This is a genomic window from Pseudovibrio sp. FO-BEG1 (assembly GCF_000236645.1).
Lineage (GTDB): Bacteria > Pseudomonadota > Alphaproteobacteria > Rhizobiales > Stappiaceae > Pseudovibrio.
Genome location: NC_016642.1, coordinates 2,078,284 through 2,095,850, shown reverse-complemented (window position 1 = coordinate 2,095,850; position 17,567 = coordinate 2,078,284). Strand labels below are relative to the sequence as shown.

12 protein-coding genes are annotated in these 17,567 nt (G+C 55.2%); 7 read left to right on the top strand and 5 right to left on the bottom strand.

The features are described from left to right. Position 1 precedes the first annotated feature (1 nt). The 3 genes from PSE_RS09520 to PSE_RS09510 all read right to left on the bottom strand — a co-directional run bounded on the left by PSE_RS09520 (position 2) and on the right by PSE_RS09510 (position 3,153). Entirely contained in the window at positions 2 to 880 is an 879-nt protein-coding gene (locus PSE_RS09520) for a carbohydrate ABC transporter permease (protein WP_008548945.1), read from the bottom strand. Next, the gene (locus tag PSE_RS09515; protein ID WP_014284644.1) at positions 873 to 1,754 is read right to left on the bottom strand and encodes a carbohydrate ABC transporter permease; all 882 of its coding nucleotides are present in this window, start codon (positions 1,752 to 1,754) and stop codon (positions 873 to 875) included. The genes PSE_RS09520 and PSE_RS09515 overlap by 8 nt, the downstream gene beginning before the upstream one ends. A gap of 127 nt (positions 1,755 to 1,881) precedes the next feature. Then, positions 1,882 to 3,153 (bottom strand): ABC transporter substrate-binding protein, encoded by a 1,272-nt coding sequence (locus tag PSE_RS09510; protein ID WP_014284643.1) that lies wholly within the window; start codon positions 3,151 to 3,153, stop codon positions 1,882 to 1,884. 280 nt (positions 3,154 to 3,433) lie between these two features. Here PSE_RS09510 and PSE_RS09505 point away from each other — a divergent pair, with 280 nt between their 5' ends. The 5 genes from PSE_RS09505 to PSE_RS09485 are packed head-to-tail and all read left to right on the top strand — an operon-like array spanning position 3,434 to position 10,279. Next, positions 3,434 to 4,159, top strand: a complete 726-nt coding sequence (locus tag PSE_RS09505; protein ID WP_014284642.1) for an IclR family transcriptional regulator — start codon at positions 3,434 to 3,436, stop codon at positions 4,157 to 4,159. 3 nt (positions 4,160 to 4,162) lie between these two features. Then, the gene (locus PSE_RS09500) at positions 4,163 to 5,230 is read left to right on the top strand and encodes a Gfo/Idh/MocA family protein (RefSeq protein ID WP_014284641.1); all 1,068 of its coding nucleotides are present in this window, start codon (positions 4,163 to 4,165) and stop codon (positions 5,228 to 5,230) included. Positions 5,231 to 5,247: 17 nt separating this feature from the next. Next, complete coding sequence (locus PSE_RS09495) at positions 5,248 to 7,122, top strand: thiamine pyrophosphate-binding protein (RefSeq protein WP_014284640.1); 1,875 nt, start codon at positions 5,248 to 5,250, stop codon at positions 7,120 to 7,122. A 2-nt stretch (positions 7,123 to 7,124) separates the two neighbouring features. Next, entirely contained in the window at positions 7,125 to 8,573 is a 1,449-nt protein-coding gene (locus PSE_RS09490; protein ID WP_014284639.1) for an NAD-dependent succinate-semialdehyde dehydrogenase, read from the top strand. Further along, the gene (locus PSE_RS09485) at positions 8,573 to 10,279 is read left to right on the top strand and encodes a dihydroxy-acid dehydratase (protein ID WP_014284638.1); all 1,707 of its coding nucleotides are present in this window, start codon (positions 8,573 to 8,575) and stop codon (positions 10,277 to 10,279) included. Before PSE_RS09490 ends, PSE_RS09485 begins: the two co-directional genes overlap by 1 nt. 57 nt (positions 10,280 to 10,336) lie before the next feature. Here PSE_RS09485 and PSE_RS09480 read toward each other — a convergent pair whose 3' ends face one another. Together PSE_RS09480 and PSE_RS09475 are read right to left on the bottom strand one after the other, a co-directional pair. Continuing rightward, complete coding sequence (locus PSE_RS09480) at positions 10,337 to 11,437, bottom strand: TIGR03032 family protein (protein ID WP_041768232.1); 1,101 nt, start codon at positions 11,435 to 11,437, stop codon at positions 10,337 to 10,339. A gap of 93 nt (positions 11,438 to 11,530) precedes the next feature. Beyond that, positions 11,531 to 14,260 (bottom strand): autotransporter outer membrane beta-barrel domain-containing protein, encoded by a 2,730-nt coding sequence (locus tag PSE_RS09475; RefSeq protein ID WP_208998130.1) that lies wholly within the window; start codon positions 14,258 to 14,260, stop codon positions 11,531 to 11,533. A gap of 551 nt (positions 14,261 to 14,811) precedes the next feature. Between PSE_RS09475 and PSE_RS09470 the strand changes: the two genes are divergently transcribed. Both PSE_RS09470 and PSE_RS09465 read left to right on the top strand, forming a co-directional pair. Beyond that, positions 14,812 to 15,828, top strand: coding sequence for a cytochrome-c peroxidase (locus PSE_RS09470; protein WP_371260858.1), 1,017 nt, complete (start codon positions 14,812 to 14,814; stop codon positions 15,826 to 15,828). A 12-nt stretch (positions 15,829 to 15,840) separates the two neighbouring features. Beyond that, positions 15,841 to 17,523 (top strand): methyl-accepting chemotaxis protein, encoded by a 1,683-nt coding sequence (locus PSE_RS09465; RefSeq protein ID WP_014284634.1) that lies wholly within the window; start codon positions 15,841 to 15,843, stop codon positions 17,521 to 17,523. The last annotated feature ends 44 nt before the right edge of the window (positions 17,524 to 17,567 follow it).

The window sequence follows — 17,567 nt, the reverse complement described above, 5'->3', positions numbered from 1 at the left end:
ATTATCCTTTCACGGCACCCATGGTCATGCCTTTGATGAAGTAGCGCTGGAAGAACAGGAATACGATCAGCGTTGGCAGGCTGGCGATCAGCGACATAGCGCCCTGAATGCCCCAGGCAACGGAGTATTGGCCCTTCATGAACACGAGCCCCAGCATGATGGTGCGCTTCTCATCCGACTGGGTGAAGATCAGCGGCCAGAGGAAATCGTTCCAGATCCAGGTGAATTGAAGCGTCGCCAGCACCGCAATGGCTGGCAGGCTGATGGGCAGTGCAATCTTGGTCAGCACCTGCCATTCACTGGCACCTTCCAGAATTGCCGCTTCGCGCAGTGGGTTCGGCACGGTGGCAAAGAAGTTGCGCATCAGCAGGGTACAGATTGGGATACCCAGCGCCGTGTGCACAATGATCATCGGCCACAGCGTATCGATCAGCCCCATCAGGTTGAACAGACGGAACAGCGGGATCAGGATCACCTGCGGCGGGAAGAACATGCCCGACACCACCAGCAGAAACACCAAGTCACTGCCCTTGAACGGAAGCTTGGCAAACACGTACCCCGCAAGCACACCAAGCGCGATGGAAAACGCCGTTGCCGGTGCTGCCACGAGGAACGTGTTGAGCATGTAGCCATGCACGGCCGGATTGCTCAGCACCTCAACATAGTTGCCCCAGTACATGCTACTTGGGATCGCCCAAAGATCCCCCAGCGCGATGTCTCGCGTGGTTTTGACGGAAGAGAGCAGCACGCCAAAGGTTGGCGCAAGAAAAAGGATTGCCAGCGTAAACAGGCAGATGAAGATGACAACAGGCCACGGATTGAACCGCTTCGGCGCAACATAATCGCCGCTGGTGCTGCCCAGAGTAGCCGTATCAGCCATAGATCTCGTCCACCTTTTTAAGCTGTTTGAAATAGAGGCGAATGATGGTCAGCGCGACGAGGAACAGCACGACGGAAATGGCGCTGCCATAGCCCATCAGGTACTTCTTGAAGCTCTCGTTATACATGTGCATGGCCAGCGTATCGGAGCTGTTGAACGGCCCGCCGCCAGTCATGATGTACAGAATATCAAAGCCCTTCAGCGAGTTGATCACGCTCAGCGCAACAACAACCACCGTGGCTGGTGTCAGCAAGGGAAGGATAACGTGGCGAATGCGCTGCCACGTGGTCGCGCCTTCCAGCTCACACACTTCCAGCAGGTCACCCGGGATAGCCGTCAGGCCCGCAAGGTAGATCACCATGGACAGGCCGGTTGCCTGCCAGGACCAGGCCACTATGACCGAGTAAAGCGCGCTGTCCGGTTTCGCCAGCCATGCGTAGTTGAAACGATCGTTGGTGACGTACTCGATGATAGTGTTCAAAAGGCCCCAGTCCGGCTGGTAAATCCAGACCCAGACCTGACCAACCACCACGGCAGACAGACAAATTGGCAGATAGAAGATGGTTTTGAAGATCGGGCCACCGGGCACATGACTGTCGATGAGCAGCGCCAGCGAGAGGCCAAGAACAGTTGGAAGCACCACCGCGATAGCCATCCAGATAATCGTATTTATTGCCGCAGACATGAAGAGGCGATCGGAAAACAGCTTTCCGAAATTCTCAAAGCCAACGAAATCATAGGTGTCACTGAAACCGTTCCAGTTGGTAAAGCCGTAATAAAACGAGCTTAGGAGCGGCCAGATGATGATCAGCGCGAAAACGCTGAGGGGGAGCGCCAAAAGGGCAACGCGCCAGAATGTGTTGCTTTGATTCATACCCGTCTCAGAAAAAGCCTGCCTCAGATGTGCGCATATCCTGCTGCAAGACCAGCGATATGCTCGATGTTATAGAGGCAAGCCGACCGCAAACCAGTTGCGACCGGCTCTGTTTGGATTGTGATGTTTACTCGGCAAATGCGCTTGCAGCGCTGGCCTGAGTTTCATCCAGAATGGTATCCACGTTGGATGGGTCATCCATGAAGCGAGCGAACATGGACAAGCCAACTTCCGCCACTGGTGGAGGCGTGGACAGGTCGTAGTTGAACGCGAAGGTCTGCGCTGCATCGATGGTATCGAGCGCTTTGAGCATCACAGCGTTGTAGTTGGACTTTGCAACATTCACGTTAGCAGACAGAGCGCCCTGAATGTTGGCCCACTTGGCCTGCGCTTCCGGATCGGACACCAGATACTCAAGCAGCTGCTCAGCACCTTCCGGGTTCTTCGCATTTGCGGAGATCACCAGACCGTCAACCGGACCAACCACAGCGTTAGGTACACCAGCTGTCACTTCCGGGAATGGGTAGAAGTCATAGTCTTCACCCGGCTTCAGGCCGATGGAGTTCCAGTAACCGGTGATCCATGTGCCCATCAGGGTCATGGCTGCATCACCGCGGGCAACCTTGTCAGAGGCATCTGTCCAGCTGTCTGCGTTTGCATTTTCAACAAAATAGCCTTTGTCGACCATGCTCTTCCAAAGATCCATCGCCTTTTTAACTTCAGGATCGGCATAAGAGGCTGTGCCGTTCATGAGCTTCGCGCGGTAGTCAGGGCCCGCGGTGCGAAGGATCAGATAGTCAAACCAGAACTGAGCAGGCCAGCGGTTCTTGGAACCCAGCGCGATAGGGGTCACGCCGTTTGCCTTCAGCTTCTCACAGGCTGCGAGGAACTCTTCCCAGGTTTTAGGAGCTTCGGTGATGCCAGCCTTTTCCATAACAGCTTTGTTAAAGAACAGACCGGAGTAGTGGTAGCCGAATGGCACCAGATAACGCTTGCCGTCATACTTGGTTGCACCGTCCGCAACAGACTTGGCAACAACATTATCCAGACCAGCTTTGTCCCACATGCCGTCGATTGGACGCAGATCACCTGCATCAATGACGAACTGCGTGCGCGCACCAGCCCAATAAGAGAAGACGTCTGGCAGTGCGTTGCCCGCCGCACGCACCAGAATGCCGGTTTTGAAGTCTTCGTGACCGATTGGGCTGTCTTTCACAGTGATGCCGGATTTGGCTTTGAAGCCATCCAGAATCTCTTTCAGGCCTTTCTGGCCCAGCTCACCGGTGAAGTAGTGAGAAATGGTGACTTCGTCTGCTGCAAATGATGGAACCATGGATGCTGTCGCCATAACAGGCGCAAGCACCGCAGCAAGCAAAAGTTGCCTTCTGCGCTTATTCATATTTCAATCCCCTCCCAAGAGTTTGCATATGTTTTACAAAATCATTTCATCAATAAGTTGCCATATGTGCAACAAAACTGAATATACGTCCCATTTCGCCGCGCATTTCGCAAAATGTCAAGCTTATTTTGTACAAAAATACGTATACGGCCTCTTGCGCTCCTGTAAAACCTGTGTCAATTCTGAAGCCAGACGCAGGAATCTTGTTGCCCTATGTTTAACTTTGTGTAATTAGTTGTCCATATTTCAACTTATTCCAGCGTGTTAGTGGAGATTGACGTTGCGCCTTTTACAATCGCTATCCCGTGGACTTCAGACACTCGACTATCTTGTTGAGCAGGCTAAACCTTTGCGGCTTACGGATATCGCGAGTTACCTTGGTGTCGACAAGTCCAATGCGACGCACATTCTGCGTACTTTGGTTGCATGCGGTTACGCTACGCAAGGGACTGACCGGCGCTACGCAGCAAGCGAAAAAATGACCAGTTCCCAAGGATCTGGACCAACAGCGGAGGCAATTGTCGCAACACGGCAGCAGTGGCAACCTGTCCTGAAACAGCTCACACGCGAGACGGGAGAGTGCTCGCATATGGCTGTTCTGGCCAGTTCGCAGGTCTGGTATGTGGATAAAATCGATTCTGAGCTCCCGCTCAAGGTCGATCACCCCATCGGCTCTCTTGGACCACTGCACTGCACCGCCCTTGGCAAGGCCTTTCTGGCCTTTGGTGATGCAGAGGCAGAGCAGGAGCTGAAGCAGTTCACCCCTGCAACCCTGACCGACCATAAGGCACTGGCAGCCGAAATCTCCAAAAGCAGAGATCGCGGATACGCGATTGACGACGAAGAATTTACCTCCGGCATCCGCTGCGTGGCGGGACCGGTTTTTGATGAGCATGGGGTGATGATCGCCGCGATCGGCGTGTCAGGACCGACAGTTCGAATTAATGACAAGCGATTTGAGGAGCTCGGTGCGCTTGTCGAGAAAATGTGTTTTATGAGGGAGTAAGGGATGGGGAACCAGCCGGTTCGCGTTGCCATTCTGGGCACAGGTCGCATTTCGGATTTGCATGCCATTGAGTATAAGCAGAACCCGAAAGGCAATATTGTTGCCTTGTGTGATCGAAACGTAAAGCAGGCCCAGTCTCAGGCAGAGGCATGGGGCATTGATGACCCGATCATCAGTGACGACTATAAAGAGATTCTGGCCCGCCCGGATATCGATCTGGTCGAGATTCTGCTGCCACACCATTTGCATTTGCAAGCCGCGCTGGACGCGATCAATGCTGGCAAAATGGTCTCTCTGCAAAAGCCCATGTGCATGAACATGGAAGAGGCCAACACGCTGGTAGAGGCCGTTGACGGCTATGATCGCCCTTTCAAGATCTTCGAAAACTTCATCTTCCATCCTCCTGTCTTAAAAGCCAAAGAACTGGTGGATGCAGGTGCGATTGGAGACCCGATTTCCATCCGCATCAAATCCAATCCGGGCAAAAGTAAAACCGCCTGGAAGGTGCCAGCAGCTGCCAATGCGTGGCGGCAGATGAAAGACATGGCTGGCGGTGGTCCGCTGGTGTTTGACGACGGCCACCACAAGTTCGCCCTTGCCTGGCACTTTATGGGCATGCCATCGGACGTCCATGCCTTCATTGGCCAGACCGAGGTGTTCAAAGGCATCTATCTGGACGCTCCGTCCATGGTGTCCTTCCGCTTCCCGGGCAACAAAATCGGCAATCTGGAGGTGGTTTACTCCCCTGAGCTGGAGATTGCGACCAAGCATTACGCGCAGGATGACCGTGTAGAGATCACCGGAACGCAAGGCGTTCTCTGGATCAACTGCGGCCACGGTTCCATTGGAGATCCGGCCCCGCTGGTGCATTACCGCGAAGGCAACGTCACTGAGTACCGCGATATTTATGCGGGCTGGGAGCAGAGCTTCGTCAACTCCACACGCCATTACCTTGATGCAATCACCGAGGGCGGCGACCCCATTCTGACAGCGCGGCAGGGCCGTGATGTCTTAAGCTTTGCGCTGGCGGCAGAAGAATCTGCACGTACAGGCCAGACAATCAGCTTCTAAGCAGCGGGAGTACAGACATGTCTTTATCTGTTCCCACCAGCATGCAAGAGCGAGCCAACTGGCTGAAAAGTCAGGGCGGTCTGGATGCCGCCATCGCCAATGGTCATTTTGCCGAGCAGGTGACCATGACGCTCTCTGAAGCGCTGGTTCTGGGCCTGATGCGGCAAGGCGTCACCAAGTATCTGGCAATCTTCGGCCACGGCTCCACAGAGCTGGGTGAGGTGCTGCGCATCTATGAGGATGCTGGTCTTGTACGCACATGGCAGTTCCGTAATGAGGTGGAAATGGCCCACGCCGGCACAGCGCTGCGCTGGGTTTATGGCGAGGTGTGCGCGGTGGTGACTTCCATCGGCCCCGGCGCTTTACAGGCCATGGCTGGGTCACTGGCAGCTGCCTCCAACGGCATAGGCCTCTATCACATCTATGGTGATGAGACGACCTATGGCGAAGGCTATAACATGCAGCAGGTGCCAAAGCCGCAGCAGGGTCTGTTCCAGCAGATCACCTCGGCTATGTCACAAGCCTATACGCTGCACACGCCAGAAGCTCTGCGCAATGCTCTGCGTATGGGGGCCAGCTGCGTCTATCATCCGTTCAAAGCTGCGCCGTTCTACCTGAACCTGCCTTTGAACACGCAGCCTCAAAAATTGGATATCCGGCTGGACAGCCTGCCGACTATTCCAACTTATGAGCCAACCATTCCAGCAGCGGATCATAACCTGCTGGAAGCCGTGGAACTGCTGAAGTCCACCGGTAAAGTCGCCATCAAAGCAGGTGGCGGTTCTCGCCCATTTGCTTCGCAAGTTCGTGCGCTGGCTGAAGCTTCTGGTGCAGTAGTCGTCGAAGCTCCGGGTTCACTGGGCATCCTGCCAGATTCCCACCCCCAGAACATGCATGTAGGGGGTTCCAAAGGTTCCATCAGCGGTAACTATGCCATGCAGGAGGCTGAGCTTCTGGTTGCTATTGGTTCCCGCGCTGTTTGCCAGAGCGACTGCTCCGGCATGGGCTGGCCCAAAGCCAAACACGTCATCAACATCAACGCCGATCCAGTGGATGTGCAGCACTACGCCCACACCACGGCTTTGAACGGCGACATTGGTGAGGTGGTCAAACTGCTGCTTTCAGAGCTCTCCAAAGGCGGTGTCAGCAACAAAGCTGAGTGGTTGAAAGGCTGTGCTGCCAAGAAGGGCGAGTGGACTGCCTTCAAAGCAGACCGCTATGCCGCAGGCGCGATTGATGACCCGGTCTGGCATCGCGGGGTGATGACCCAGCCTCAGGCCATCAAAGCGGCAGCAGATTTCTGCAAGAAGCACGATGCCATCAAGTTCTTTGACGCAGGCGATGTTCAGGCCAATGGCTTTCAGGTGGTGGAAGATGACCGTGTTGGTGAAACCATCACAGAAACCGGCGCCTCTTACATGGGCTTTGCCGTCTCCGCTCTCATTGCAGGCGGCGTGGCGGAGGAGGGCAGATATTCTGTCGCCTTCACCGGTGATGGTTCCTTCATGATGAACCCGCAGGTGCTGATTGATGGTGTGGAGCATGGTGTGCATGGCACGGTTATCATCTTCGACAACCGCCGCATGGCCGCCATCAGCCACCTTCAGCTCGCCCAATACGGCAACGACTACCGCACCAATGACGGCGTGGCTGTCGATTACATCGCCATGGCCGATGCGGTCGAGGGTGTGCTGGCTATTTCTGGTGGTCACAGCGCCGAAGATCTGAGCGAAGCTCTTGAGAAAGCCAGAGCACATAATGGCCTCAGTGTGGTTCATGTGCCGGTTTATCACGGCGAAAACCCGATTGGCGGCATGGGCGCTTATGGCAACTGGAACGTTGGCAACTGGTGCGATGACGTTCAGGACAAATATTTGAAAATGAGCATTTAATCATGACAGATGCGAAACTTCTTATTGGTGGAAAGTGGGTGGCTGCCAGCACTGGTGACACCCGCGATGTGCATAGCCCGGTCACAGGCAAAACCATCGGCACCATTGCCGCAGCCAGCGCAGACGACATTGCCACTGCGCTGAAGCTGGCAAAGAACACCTTCCCGAAATGGGCAGCGGTTCCAGCATGGGAACGCGCCAAGGTTCTGCGCAAAGCCGCAGACCTGATCCGCGAACGCACTCAAGACATTGCCCGCGTAATGAGCACGGAAACCGGCAAGCCACTGGCGGAAGCTGTTGGCGAAACCGGAGCAGCGGCAGACCAGTTTGAGTGGCAGGCGGAAGAGGCCAAGCGTATCTACGGCCAGACCATTCCGGGTCGCAACGCAGATGAGCGCCTGACAGTCAACTACCAGCCAGTTGGCCCATCTCTGGCGCTCTCCGCCTGGAACTTCCCAGCACTCCTGCCAGCCCGCAAAATCGCGGCAGCTCTGGCGGCTGGGTGTACGGTTATTGCGCGTCCAGCTTCAGAAGCGGCTGGCCCATGTTTTGCCATTGGTCAGGCGCTGATGGATGCAGGCCTGATGCCGGGGGCTCTGGCGATCCTGACAGGTGACAGCCGCACGCTTGCGCCTGCATTGATCAACGCATCAGAGATCCGCAAGGTATCGCTCACCGGTTCCGTACCAGTGGGCAAGGATGTGATGCGCCAGTGCGCAGATGGCATGAAGAAAGTCACCATGGAGCTGGGCGGTCATGCCCCTGTGGTCATCCATAAGGACTTTGACACAATTGCTGCAGCCCAGAAGCTGGCCGCCACCAAGTTCCGCAATTGCGGGCAGGTTTGCATTTCGCCAAGCCGCTTCTATGTGCACTCTTCCATCGCACAGGAGTTTGCCGAAGAGTTCGCCCGCTATGCCAAATCTCTCGTGGTGGGTGATGGCTTGGAAGAGGGCGTCACGACTGGTCCGCTCATTCGCCAACGTGCCGTCGACCATGCACTGCGCCTGACAGAAGATGCCATCGCCAAGGGTGCTGAGTTGCTCACAGGTGGCAACCAGCCAGATAACTTGCCAGAGGGCAGCTTCCTTGAGCCGACGGTTCTGATGAATGTACCGGACGATGCTGCGATCATGACTGAGGAGCCATTCGCTCCGGTCGCCCCGATCTCCACCTTTGATGATGTGGAAGATGTAATTGAACGCGCCAACAACACGCCCTTTGGTCTGGCGGCCTATGTGTTCTCCTATGACAGCGCTTTGGCACTCAAAACCGCTGATCGGCTGGAAGCGGGCATGGTCGGCATCAACGAGACGCTTCTTGCAACCGCAGAAGCACCGTTTGGCGGCAACAAGGAAAGTGGCTTTGGCCGTGAAGGCGGCTCACTCGGCATCATGGATTACCTCGTCCCGAAATACACCCGCCACCTGCTAATCTCCCGAGAGATCTGATGAGCAAAAAAGTACAGGGGCTGGAAAACGGCCTGACAAACTATGGCGACAAGGGCTTTGCCCGCTACCTGCGCCGTTCCTTCGCCAAGTCCATGGGCTACACGGATGCCAGCCTCGACAAACCAATCGTCGGCATCTGCTACACCGAAAGCGGTTTTAACAACTGCCATAGACATTTCCCCGAGATGCTGGAAGCCATCAAACGCGGCGTACTTGCCTCCGGGGCGCTGCCGGTGCCGTTCCCGATCATGTCTCTGGGCGAGGTGTTCTTGAGCCCGACCTCCATGGTCTATCGCAACATGATGGCCATGGCCGTGGAAGAGATGATCACCGCACAGCCAATGGATTCAGTTGTGCTGATGGGCGGCTGCGACAAGACCGTTCCCGCTTTGCTGATGGGTGCTGCTTCTGCTGGCAAACCGGCCACCATGGTTGTGGCTGGCCCCATGATGACTGGTCGTCACAAAGGCGAGCGCCTCGGCGCTTGCACCGACTGCCGCCGCTTCTGGGCGCAATACCGCGCGGGCACCGTGGATGAGCCGGAGATCAACCAGATCGAAGGCCGACTGGCGACCACTGCGGGCACCTGCGCCGTGATGGGCACCGCCAGTTCCATGGCCGTTATTGCTGAAACCCTTGGCATGATCTTGCCGGGGTCAGCAGGTATTCCCGCAGTCCACGCAGACCGGCTGCGCAACTCTGAAGAGACAGGCGTTGTCGCAGCCAAAATGGCTCTTTCAGAAAACGCCCTGACACCAGACAAAATCATGACCCGTGAAGCGGTCGAGAATGCCCTTCGCGTTCTGCTTGCTGTATCCGGTTCCACCAACGCGATCATCCACCTGACCGCTGTTGCTGGTCGCCTTGGCATCGACATCTCGCTGGACCGTATGAATCAGCTTTCCGATGAAACACCGGTTGTCGTGGACCTGAAGCCAGTTGGACAGGGATACATGGAAGACTTCCATAGTGCTGGCGGTTTGGATGGTGTTCTGGATGCGATCAAGGACAAGGTCCATCGCAGCCCAATCAACATTGAGGGAGTAAGCCTTGGTGAGCGTCTGGATGCGCCAAAGGCTGACCCGATCGATCACAACGTGATCCGCACCGCCGATAATCCGGTTGACCCTCAAGGCGGCCTGATTGCATTGACAGGTTCATTGGCACCCGAAGGCGCAATCCTGAAACGCGCCGCAGCAACGCCTGAACTGCTGGAGCATGAGGGCAGGGCGGTTGTATTCTCGTCTCTGGAAGATCTCGCCAATCGAATTGATGACCCTGATCTGGACATCAACGCCGATGACGTGATGGTGTTGCAGAACGCAGGTCCACGCAGCCCATCGGGCATGCCGGAGGCTGGGTATCTGCCAATTCCGAAAAAACTGGCCCGTGCTGGCGTGAAGGATATGGTCCGCATCTCCGATGCCCGCATGAGCGGCACTGCATTCGGCACCATCGTTCTGCATGTGACGCCGGAAGCGGATCTCGGCGGACCATTGGCTCTGGTACAGAACGGTGACCGCATCCGCCTGTCTGCTCAAAACAAGAGCATCGACCTGCTGGTTCCTGAGGAAGAATTGGAGCGTCGCCGCGCGGCCTTCACTTCCCCAAACCCGGAACCAGCCCGCGGCTACAAGCAGCTGTATCACAACACAGTTCTGCCAGCGACAAAGGGCTGCGACTTCGACTTCCTGCAGAAAGTCTGAGGCATCTATCAAAACAAGTGAGCAGGGAAATCTCTGCTCACATTCACTCACCGAGCCTTAAGCAGGTTCCACGTGTTTAGCAGTGCTTGCAATGGTCCGCAGGTTGCTCACTTCCGGAGATGTGGGCGAGGCCGCTGATGGCAGACGAACACCCGGCAGCGTACACACATCCAGCATTTCCTTCACCACCCCGCTGAAGCGGATCCACTCGACCACATCGCCAGTATCCAGATTAACAATCTGCACACCGCACCACGGATCAGCATCCCGTTTCTTCAACTCATCATCCAGCGGCAGGCCTTTGAACGATCCATCGCGCGGAAGCGAGAGCCCAACGATGGCATGTCCATTGTGGAACGAAAGCCCGCGCGCGAACCCAGGCAGGAAGCAAACCTCCTGAAATGCTCCGCTCGCCGTATCCACCCAGCCAAGATGGCCTGTACCTGAGTTCACCACCCACAACTTGCCCTGATGCCAGCGTGGGGAGTGAGGCATGGAGAGGTTTTCTGTCACCACCTCATTACTGCGCACATCGATGATGCAGCCCCCGAGATCCCGTCGATCTCGCCAACCATTGACCACATCCGCGCGGCTCACCATGGTCACATAGGCCGGTCTACCTCCACGAAGCGCTATGCCATTGAGGTGACACCGATCTTCCGCCGCAAGTTTTGAGATGAAGTCCGGTGCCCACCAAGGGGCGAAGGAATGTACCGGATGCAAGGTAGACAGGCAGGAGTACATAGTGTTGGCAAAGACGATGCTGTCATCCTTCAGTTTCACAATATCATGGATGTCCAGATCACCGGTCGTATGCGCAACACGGGGCACATAGTACTTATCTGCATCACCAATGCGCTGGTTCTCTTCAAGAATGTTCTCAAAGCGAATGACTTGATTGGCGGTTGCGAGGATCAATGTCTGCGGTTCAGCCCACAAACCCATGGCGCGATTTGTGCCCACCGCATGAAAGTGAATGCCGCCACTGGGTTTCACGCCCACCAGAAAAAGTTGTCCGGTCTGATAAGAAGAAAGCGCCAACGATACCTGTTGGGTACTGAGCCATGTTGCCAATCCACGTGAGCAGGCAATATCACCTGGCCCCAACCGAACCGACGTTTCCGTTGCCTGGCCTGCTTGTTCTGATGCAGCGCTCATCTCATCCCCTTATGCATTGCGAGCTTAAGCAACTATAAGGGCTTTGAGCTGCCCAAACCTCAGGCAAATCTTGGGGTTAGACATGTTTGAGCATCAGAACCTGATGGTGAAATCCAGCTCGATCACATGGATCGTCGCGTTGTCACCAAACTGGCCATTGTACTCCGCATTCAGGAAGAGGTTTTCCGTCGCCCGCGCATCAATCCCTGCTTCTAGTTCAAAGGCATCTTGTGAGATGGGAGCGCCATCCACGCCGAAGGCCGTGCTGCCACCGAAGGCCAGCAGCGCCGACGGATCGACATCCCCGTAGGCATGTCGCCAACTGAGAGATGCGTTGACGTTGATCCAATCAAGAACGTTGTAAGCACCCCTCACACCCAGATTGGTGAAGGTGCTGTCAAAACTGCCGCCTTGTTTCGTGAGCGCTGCAATGCCGCCATCCTCAGTAAAACCGTCTGTGCGCACGTCGATGTAAGACACACCAAAGAATGGCTCAAACACAAAGGCATCAATCAATGGAAACTCGTAGTTTGCCTCCGCATAGAACTGCCAGCCGCGTCCGTTGTAGCTGCTGTGCTCCCGCTCATCGATCGTAGAGAAATCAACCGTCCTTGCCCCTTCAAGGAAGTGCCAGTTATAGATACCGGCCAGAACAAAGCCCACGTCCTTCACATCAGTCTCACCATAAATCCCTATGGACCATGTGGTCGCTGATCCGCTGGACGAGCGCGCATCCTGCTTCACATTGGTGCGTCCGTATCCGCCCAGAACACCTGCCAGGAAGTTATCATCAAACTCCCTATCATACCCGAAGAGCAAGCCGCCCAGACTGTTGTCCAGTGAAGCTGTATCGCTTGTGCTGAAGGTGTTGGACCACGCCCCATAGCCAATGCCCCACAGACCGTTGCGACGCTCTTTTTCAGGGTCAAGCGGATCCTGTTCAGGCGCGAGAGACGCTGAGATCGCACCAAGAGAAGCATCGGCATTCCGTATACGGTTGTTGATCAACGCCATGCGGCGGTAATTGTTTTCAACGAGCGCCCCTTGAATGGAAGCGTAGATCTCGCCGGAAAGATCATCATAGGCCGCTTGCGCCTCTGCTCCATTGGAAAGCCCCAGCACGGCCTGCGGCAAGGGGTCTGAAAGCGGCAGACTGTCCAACCCAACACAGGCGACGGAGCGCTGGTTTTCATTGCCTGCCAAACCGCAGAAGTTGTTGGCCAGCGCTGTTGCCGTCAGCGTGACGGCCGTCGCTCCATAGTTCAGCTCCCAGTCGATAAACAAGGTATCGACCACACTATCAAACGTTCCCGTTACACCTCCTGCTGCATCCACAATGGTGAACGCACCAACCGGCGCAAATGTTGCCCCACTGGTTTGCACTACACCACCATTCAATGTGGCTGTGCCGGAGATATCCAGTGTGTCACTCGCCGTCATATCCGCATTGAAGGTGACCATGTAGGTCGACGAGGCCTCATTTTGAAAATCACCGGTAATATCCGTTTCCTGAATGCTGGCATCCCCGCCAGGCGAGAGAATCCCGGCATTTGTCAGCAGATTGCCCGCGCCCAGAATGACTTCAGCCCCGGAATTAAATCGCGCGCCACTTAAGTTGTTAAAGGCGTTGGTCCCGGCATCAAGATCGATGCCATTGGTGGAGGTCAACGTGCCGGAGTTATTGATCGTATCATCCCCGGCACCACCTTTAATGTCGTCTACAACGCCCGAGATGGCGTTGGTGCCGGTAAGCGTGAAGGTGGTATCGCCAACTGTCTGAATGTTGATACCAAACGACTGCGCATTGATGGTGCTGTTGGTCAGGTTGACCTGAAAGGTACTTGCAGGTGCAAGGCCATCTGAAATAAGCATCCCATCCGAGCTCGCTCCATTAGCATTGATCGTTCCGCTGTGGGTTACAGTGGCGGTGCTTTCTGAATACACCATAATGCCGTGTGCTGAGTTGCCGCTTGTTGTAATTGTGCCGCTCTGGTCAATCGTGACGGCCCCAATGCCGCGAGCACGTGCAAAAATACCGCGCGAGTCGTTACCGGCGGTGGTCAGCGTTCCAACATGCGTGATGCTAACATCTCCTGTCCCATCAGAACGTGCAAACAAGGCTGTACTTGATGTATCCAATGTATCGACATTGCCGGTCTGAGAGATGGTTATGGCACCAGTACTGCCACCTTGCGTGGTGGCGTAAATCCCTTGAGCATACATGTTGCCAGTAGTGGTGATATCACCGGTATGGGTGATCGTAATCTCTTGAGACAAAACAACTTCAATGCCCCGGCTGTAATAGCCGTCCGTTGTAATATCGCCGCTCTGGGTAATCGTCACTGCATCAGCATCCCTCACCTCAACACCAGAGGCATACTGACTTATTGTCTGAATATCACCGGTGTGTGTGAGGGAAACGTTCCCGCCATCTGGGTCTATCTCAATTGCATTTCGGCCATCTGTTGCGATGAAAAAATCACCGGTATCACTGTTGATCGTGATGTTGCCATTGGAATCAAACTGAATGCCCGGCAGAAAGAAGGAGGGCGTGATATTGCTCGTCACGTCTTCAATAATCAGTGTGGTATAGGCTCCTCCCGCGCCACCCTGAACATCCACCCCAACGGACAAATCACCGGAACACGTCACCGTCGTCCCACTGATCTGGCATTGTGGCTGCGGGGAGACTGATTGCGCTCTTGTGGGAACAGTGGTTGCAATTGGCAAGGCGATAAGCGCGGTGGAGAGGAGGAGGGACTGGTAGAGCCTGCTGGAAGATACCACTCGCTGTGACTTTACTGATGTGACGGTGCCGCGCATTTAAACCCTCAGACTACAGAACTAAGGCACTTAAACTTCTCGAAATACGCCGAGCACAAAACTCTACCCGCCAAATCGTGCAATGTATGCCGGGCAGTTACGCTTGGATCGCTCAGACAGGCTCGACGGCTGGCTCACCGCTGAGCACAGGCCAAACGATTCCAAAAACAAAGAGTTAACGTCTAGGCTGACCATGCATCTGGCAGGTCGCAATCTTTGAAAATTGAGGGCACAGGTTCAGTTGGATTCAACTGACGAGGCGAAGTCGAGATTCTGATTGAATCACGTTGTCGATCTTGTCGTTTTACGCATGCAGCACGCACTTCAATGTCAGCATTAAAATCAGGAAAGCGAATCCATCGCGTGAACTTCAAAACCGGATAAGCGTATAACATCCTATAGAAACAAGGAGTTTTCCAGTTTCAGTGGAAAGCTAGCTAAACTTCACTTCACATATCGGTGAGGGTACCCAATCAAAACAATCGATAAAGCATTCATTAACGCCTCTTCAGCTAGGGGATCTCCCTTATATTTGCTTAGGGGAGAGCATTGTGTCGTTTCTAGGAAGAGTTGTAGGCAGTCTGTCTGCTGCCATTGTGTTGGGGCTCACCGGATCTCCTCTGAGTGCTGCAGACATTAATTCACTCAAAGAACAGTACCGCCGACCACTGGAAATCCCGTTTCCAGACAGCGCGCCTTACTCACCACAGATGGCGACACTCGGCAAAATGCTGTTCTTTGATCCGCGCCTGTCTGGCAACAAAAACATCAACTGCGTCAGCTGCCATAACCCATCGTTCGGCTACGAGGTTCCGGTGCCCACCGCTGTTGGGTCCGCCAACACGCATCTGGGACGGCAAGCGCCCACCGTGCTGAACGCTGCCTGGGTCGCGCCGATGTTCTGGGATGGCCGCGCTGAAACGCTGGAAGAGCAGGCCGCCGGCCCAATCACCAATCCGGAAGAGATGGACGGCAAGTTCGAGACCATCGTTGAGGTCCTGGATGAAATTCCGGGCTACAACAAATGGTTCCGCTCTGTGTTCCCGAATGAAGGGATCACGCGTGACACCGTGCTCACAGCCATCGCAACATATGAACGCACCGTGGTTTCCGGTTGGGCGCCGTTTGATCGCTGGGTCGAAGGCGAAGAAGGGGCAATCTCGGCCTCTGCCAAACGTGGGTTTGAGTTGTTCAACGACAAAGCCAATTGCGCGCCGTGCCACTCCGGTTGGAACTTCACCGACAACAAGTTCCACGACATCGGCACACCGACAGAAGACATTGGTCGCGGGCTTTATGAGGAAGACAATCCGAAAGCCCAGTTTGCCTTCAAAACTCCGGGCCTGCGCAATCTGACCTACCGCGCCCCGTTTACCCATAATGGCAGCATTCCTGATCTGGAAACCATGATCGCCCACTACAACGCTGGCGGCATCGAGCGCCCTTCCCGATCCGAGCATGTGCGTCCGCTGGACCTGTCTGAGCAGGAAGTGGAAGACCTCAAGAACTTCCTCGTTTCGCTGACCGCTGAGCGCACCGAAACGCCAATGCCAACGCTGCCGAACTAAGGGCCGGAATCCATGACCATTCGCTACAAAATCTTTATTCCGATCCTCAGCCTCATCATCGTTGCAATGGCCCTGATGGCTTTCCTCGTCTGGCAGGCCGCAGAAGGCCGCGAAAACCTTGGCCGCGTCACACTGAAGGCACTAGAAGCACAGCGGCTTTCCTTCACCATCGTGAATGACTTTGAGCACGCTAAGGAGGTTGTTGATACAGCACTGGCTATGACGACCTTCATTGAGCCAGAAGAGTTCCGCCGCGAGTTCAACGACATCAACGCGTCTTTGGGTATGGATATTGAGCAGACGCTTGATGTGGCGCTCAATGATGAGATGCGCCAGGCCGTTACCTCCGCGCAAACTGCCTTTAAAAACTGGAGCAAGGACGCTGCAATCCTGCTCGGCATTACACCATCCCGCATGATCCCAACCAAAGAGAAGATTGAGCGCCACAATCAGGCTCTGCGCGGCTCTATCAATGCGATTGTGTCTTCCACCGTCTCTGCCAGTCAATCCGCTCTGGCGCAGGCCAATGCGGATGCACGCCGGGTGAACATCATCTCCCTCAGCTTCGCGTTGGTTGTTGGCCTTGCCGGTCTTGGCTTTGCTCTGTGGCTTGCGAATGGTCTCAGCAAGCCGATCGTAACACTGACCTCTAAGATGGGTGAGCTTGCTTCCGGTGCCGTGGATGTAGACCTCAATCTGGCTGCCCGTAAAGATGAGATCGGCAAGATGCAGGATGCGGTGATTGTGTTCCGCGAAAACGCCATCGCCCGCCGCGATCTGGAAGAACAAGCAAAAACAGAACGCTCCCGCGAGTTGACCCGCCAACAGAAGAAGGAAGAGGTCGTCGAGCAGTTCCGTGTGGTTCTGGAGCGAAACGTTTCCATGCTTTCCAACCAGTCTATGGAAATGCGCAGCTCTTCTGAACGTTTGTTTGACGTGGCCAATCAGGCAACCCAGCAGGCAAACAGTGCTGGCGAAGCCTCCGCGAGCGCCTCACAAAACGTGGAGACAGTGGCTGCAGCAGCGGAAGAACTGGCTGTTTCTATCCAAAAAATCTCAAACCAGTCCACACGCGCCAACACACTGGTGGCATCGACTTCTCAGATCGCACAGAACACGGACAATGAGGTCATCGCACTGGCCAAGTCTGCTGAACAGATCGGCACTGTACTCAACCTGATCCGTGACATCGCCGAGCAGACCAACCTGCTGGCTCTGAACGCGACTATTGAAGCGGCACGCGCAGGTGATGCAGGCAAGGGCTTTGCTGTGGTGGCGACCGAGGTGAAGACACTGGCAAGCCAGACTGCCCATGCAACTGAGGAAATCTCGGCACAGATCAACGGCATCCAGAGTTCAACCCGGAGCACGGTAGAGGCCATTGGTTCCATTACCGCAGCTGTGAAGGAGATCAGCGAGCTGACTTCATCCATTTCCGATGCAGTTGAACAACAGCAGATGGCGACAGCAGAAATCGCAGAAGCTGTTCAGGCAGCGTCTGATGGAACCGCCAAAGCAGCCAGCAATGTTGTTTCCGTGAGCGGTGCCATCAACGAGACCACCAGTGAGGCAGGCGCTGCCAACCAGTCTTCCGCTCTGCTGGAGCAGGTCACCAACGACCTTTCAGCGGAAGTCGACAGCTTCCTCGTCCGCATCGCAGAAGAAGAAACCACGCTTCAGACAGCTTCAGCTTAAGAAGCTTGAGATCAACCGGGCTGTCCACTGAGACAGCTCGGGCA

Bases quoted from the DNA above. Each gene is read 5' to 3' on its own strand.
- PSE_RS09490 (WP_014284639.1), top strand. From the start codon at position 7,125: ATGACAGATGCGAAACTTCTTATTGGTGGAAAGTGGGTGGCTGCCAGC.
- PSE_RS09520 (WP_008548945.1), bottom strand. From the start codon at position 880: ATGGCTGATACGGCTACTCTGGGCAGCACCAGCGGCGATTATGTTGCG.
- PSE_RS09465 (WP_014284634.1), top strand. From the start codon at position 15,841: ATGACCATTCGCTACAAAATCTTTATTCCGATCCTCAGCCTCATCATC.
- PSE_RS09485 (WP_014284638.1), top strand. From the start codon at position 8,573: ATGAGCAAAAAAGTACAGGGGCTGGAAAACGGCCTGACAAACTATGGC.
- PSE_RS09495 (WP_014284640.1), top strand. From the start codon at position 5,248: ATGTCTTTATCTGTTCCCACCAGCATGCAAGAGCGAGCCAACTGGCTG.
- PSE_RS09500 (WP_014284641.1), top strand. From the start codon at position 4,163: ATGGGGAACCAGCCGGTTCGCGTTGCCATTCTGGGCACAGGTCGCATT.
- PSE_RS09510 (WP_014284643.1), bottom strand. From the start codon at position 3,153: ATGAATAAGCGCAGAAGGCAACTTTTGCTTGCTGCGGTGCTTGCGCCT.
- PSE_RS09515 (WP_014284644.1), bottom strand. From the start codon at position 1,754: ATGAATCAAAGCAACACATTCTGGCGCGTTGCCCTTTTGGCGCTCCCC.
- PSE_RS09480 (WP_041768232.1), bottom strand. From the start codon at position 11,437: ATGAGCGCTGCATCAGAACAAGCAGGCCAGGCAACGGAAACGTCGGTT.
- PSE_RS09475 (WP_208998130.1), bottom strand. From the start codon at position 14,260: ATGCGCGGCACCGTCACATCAGTAAAGTCACAGCGAGTGGTATCTTCC.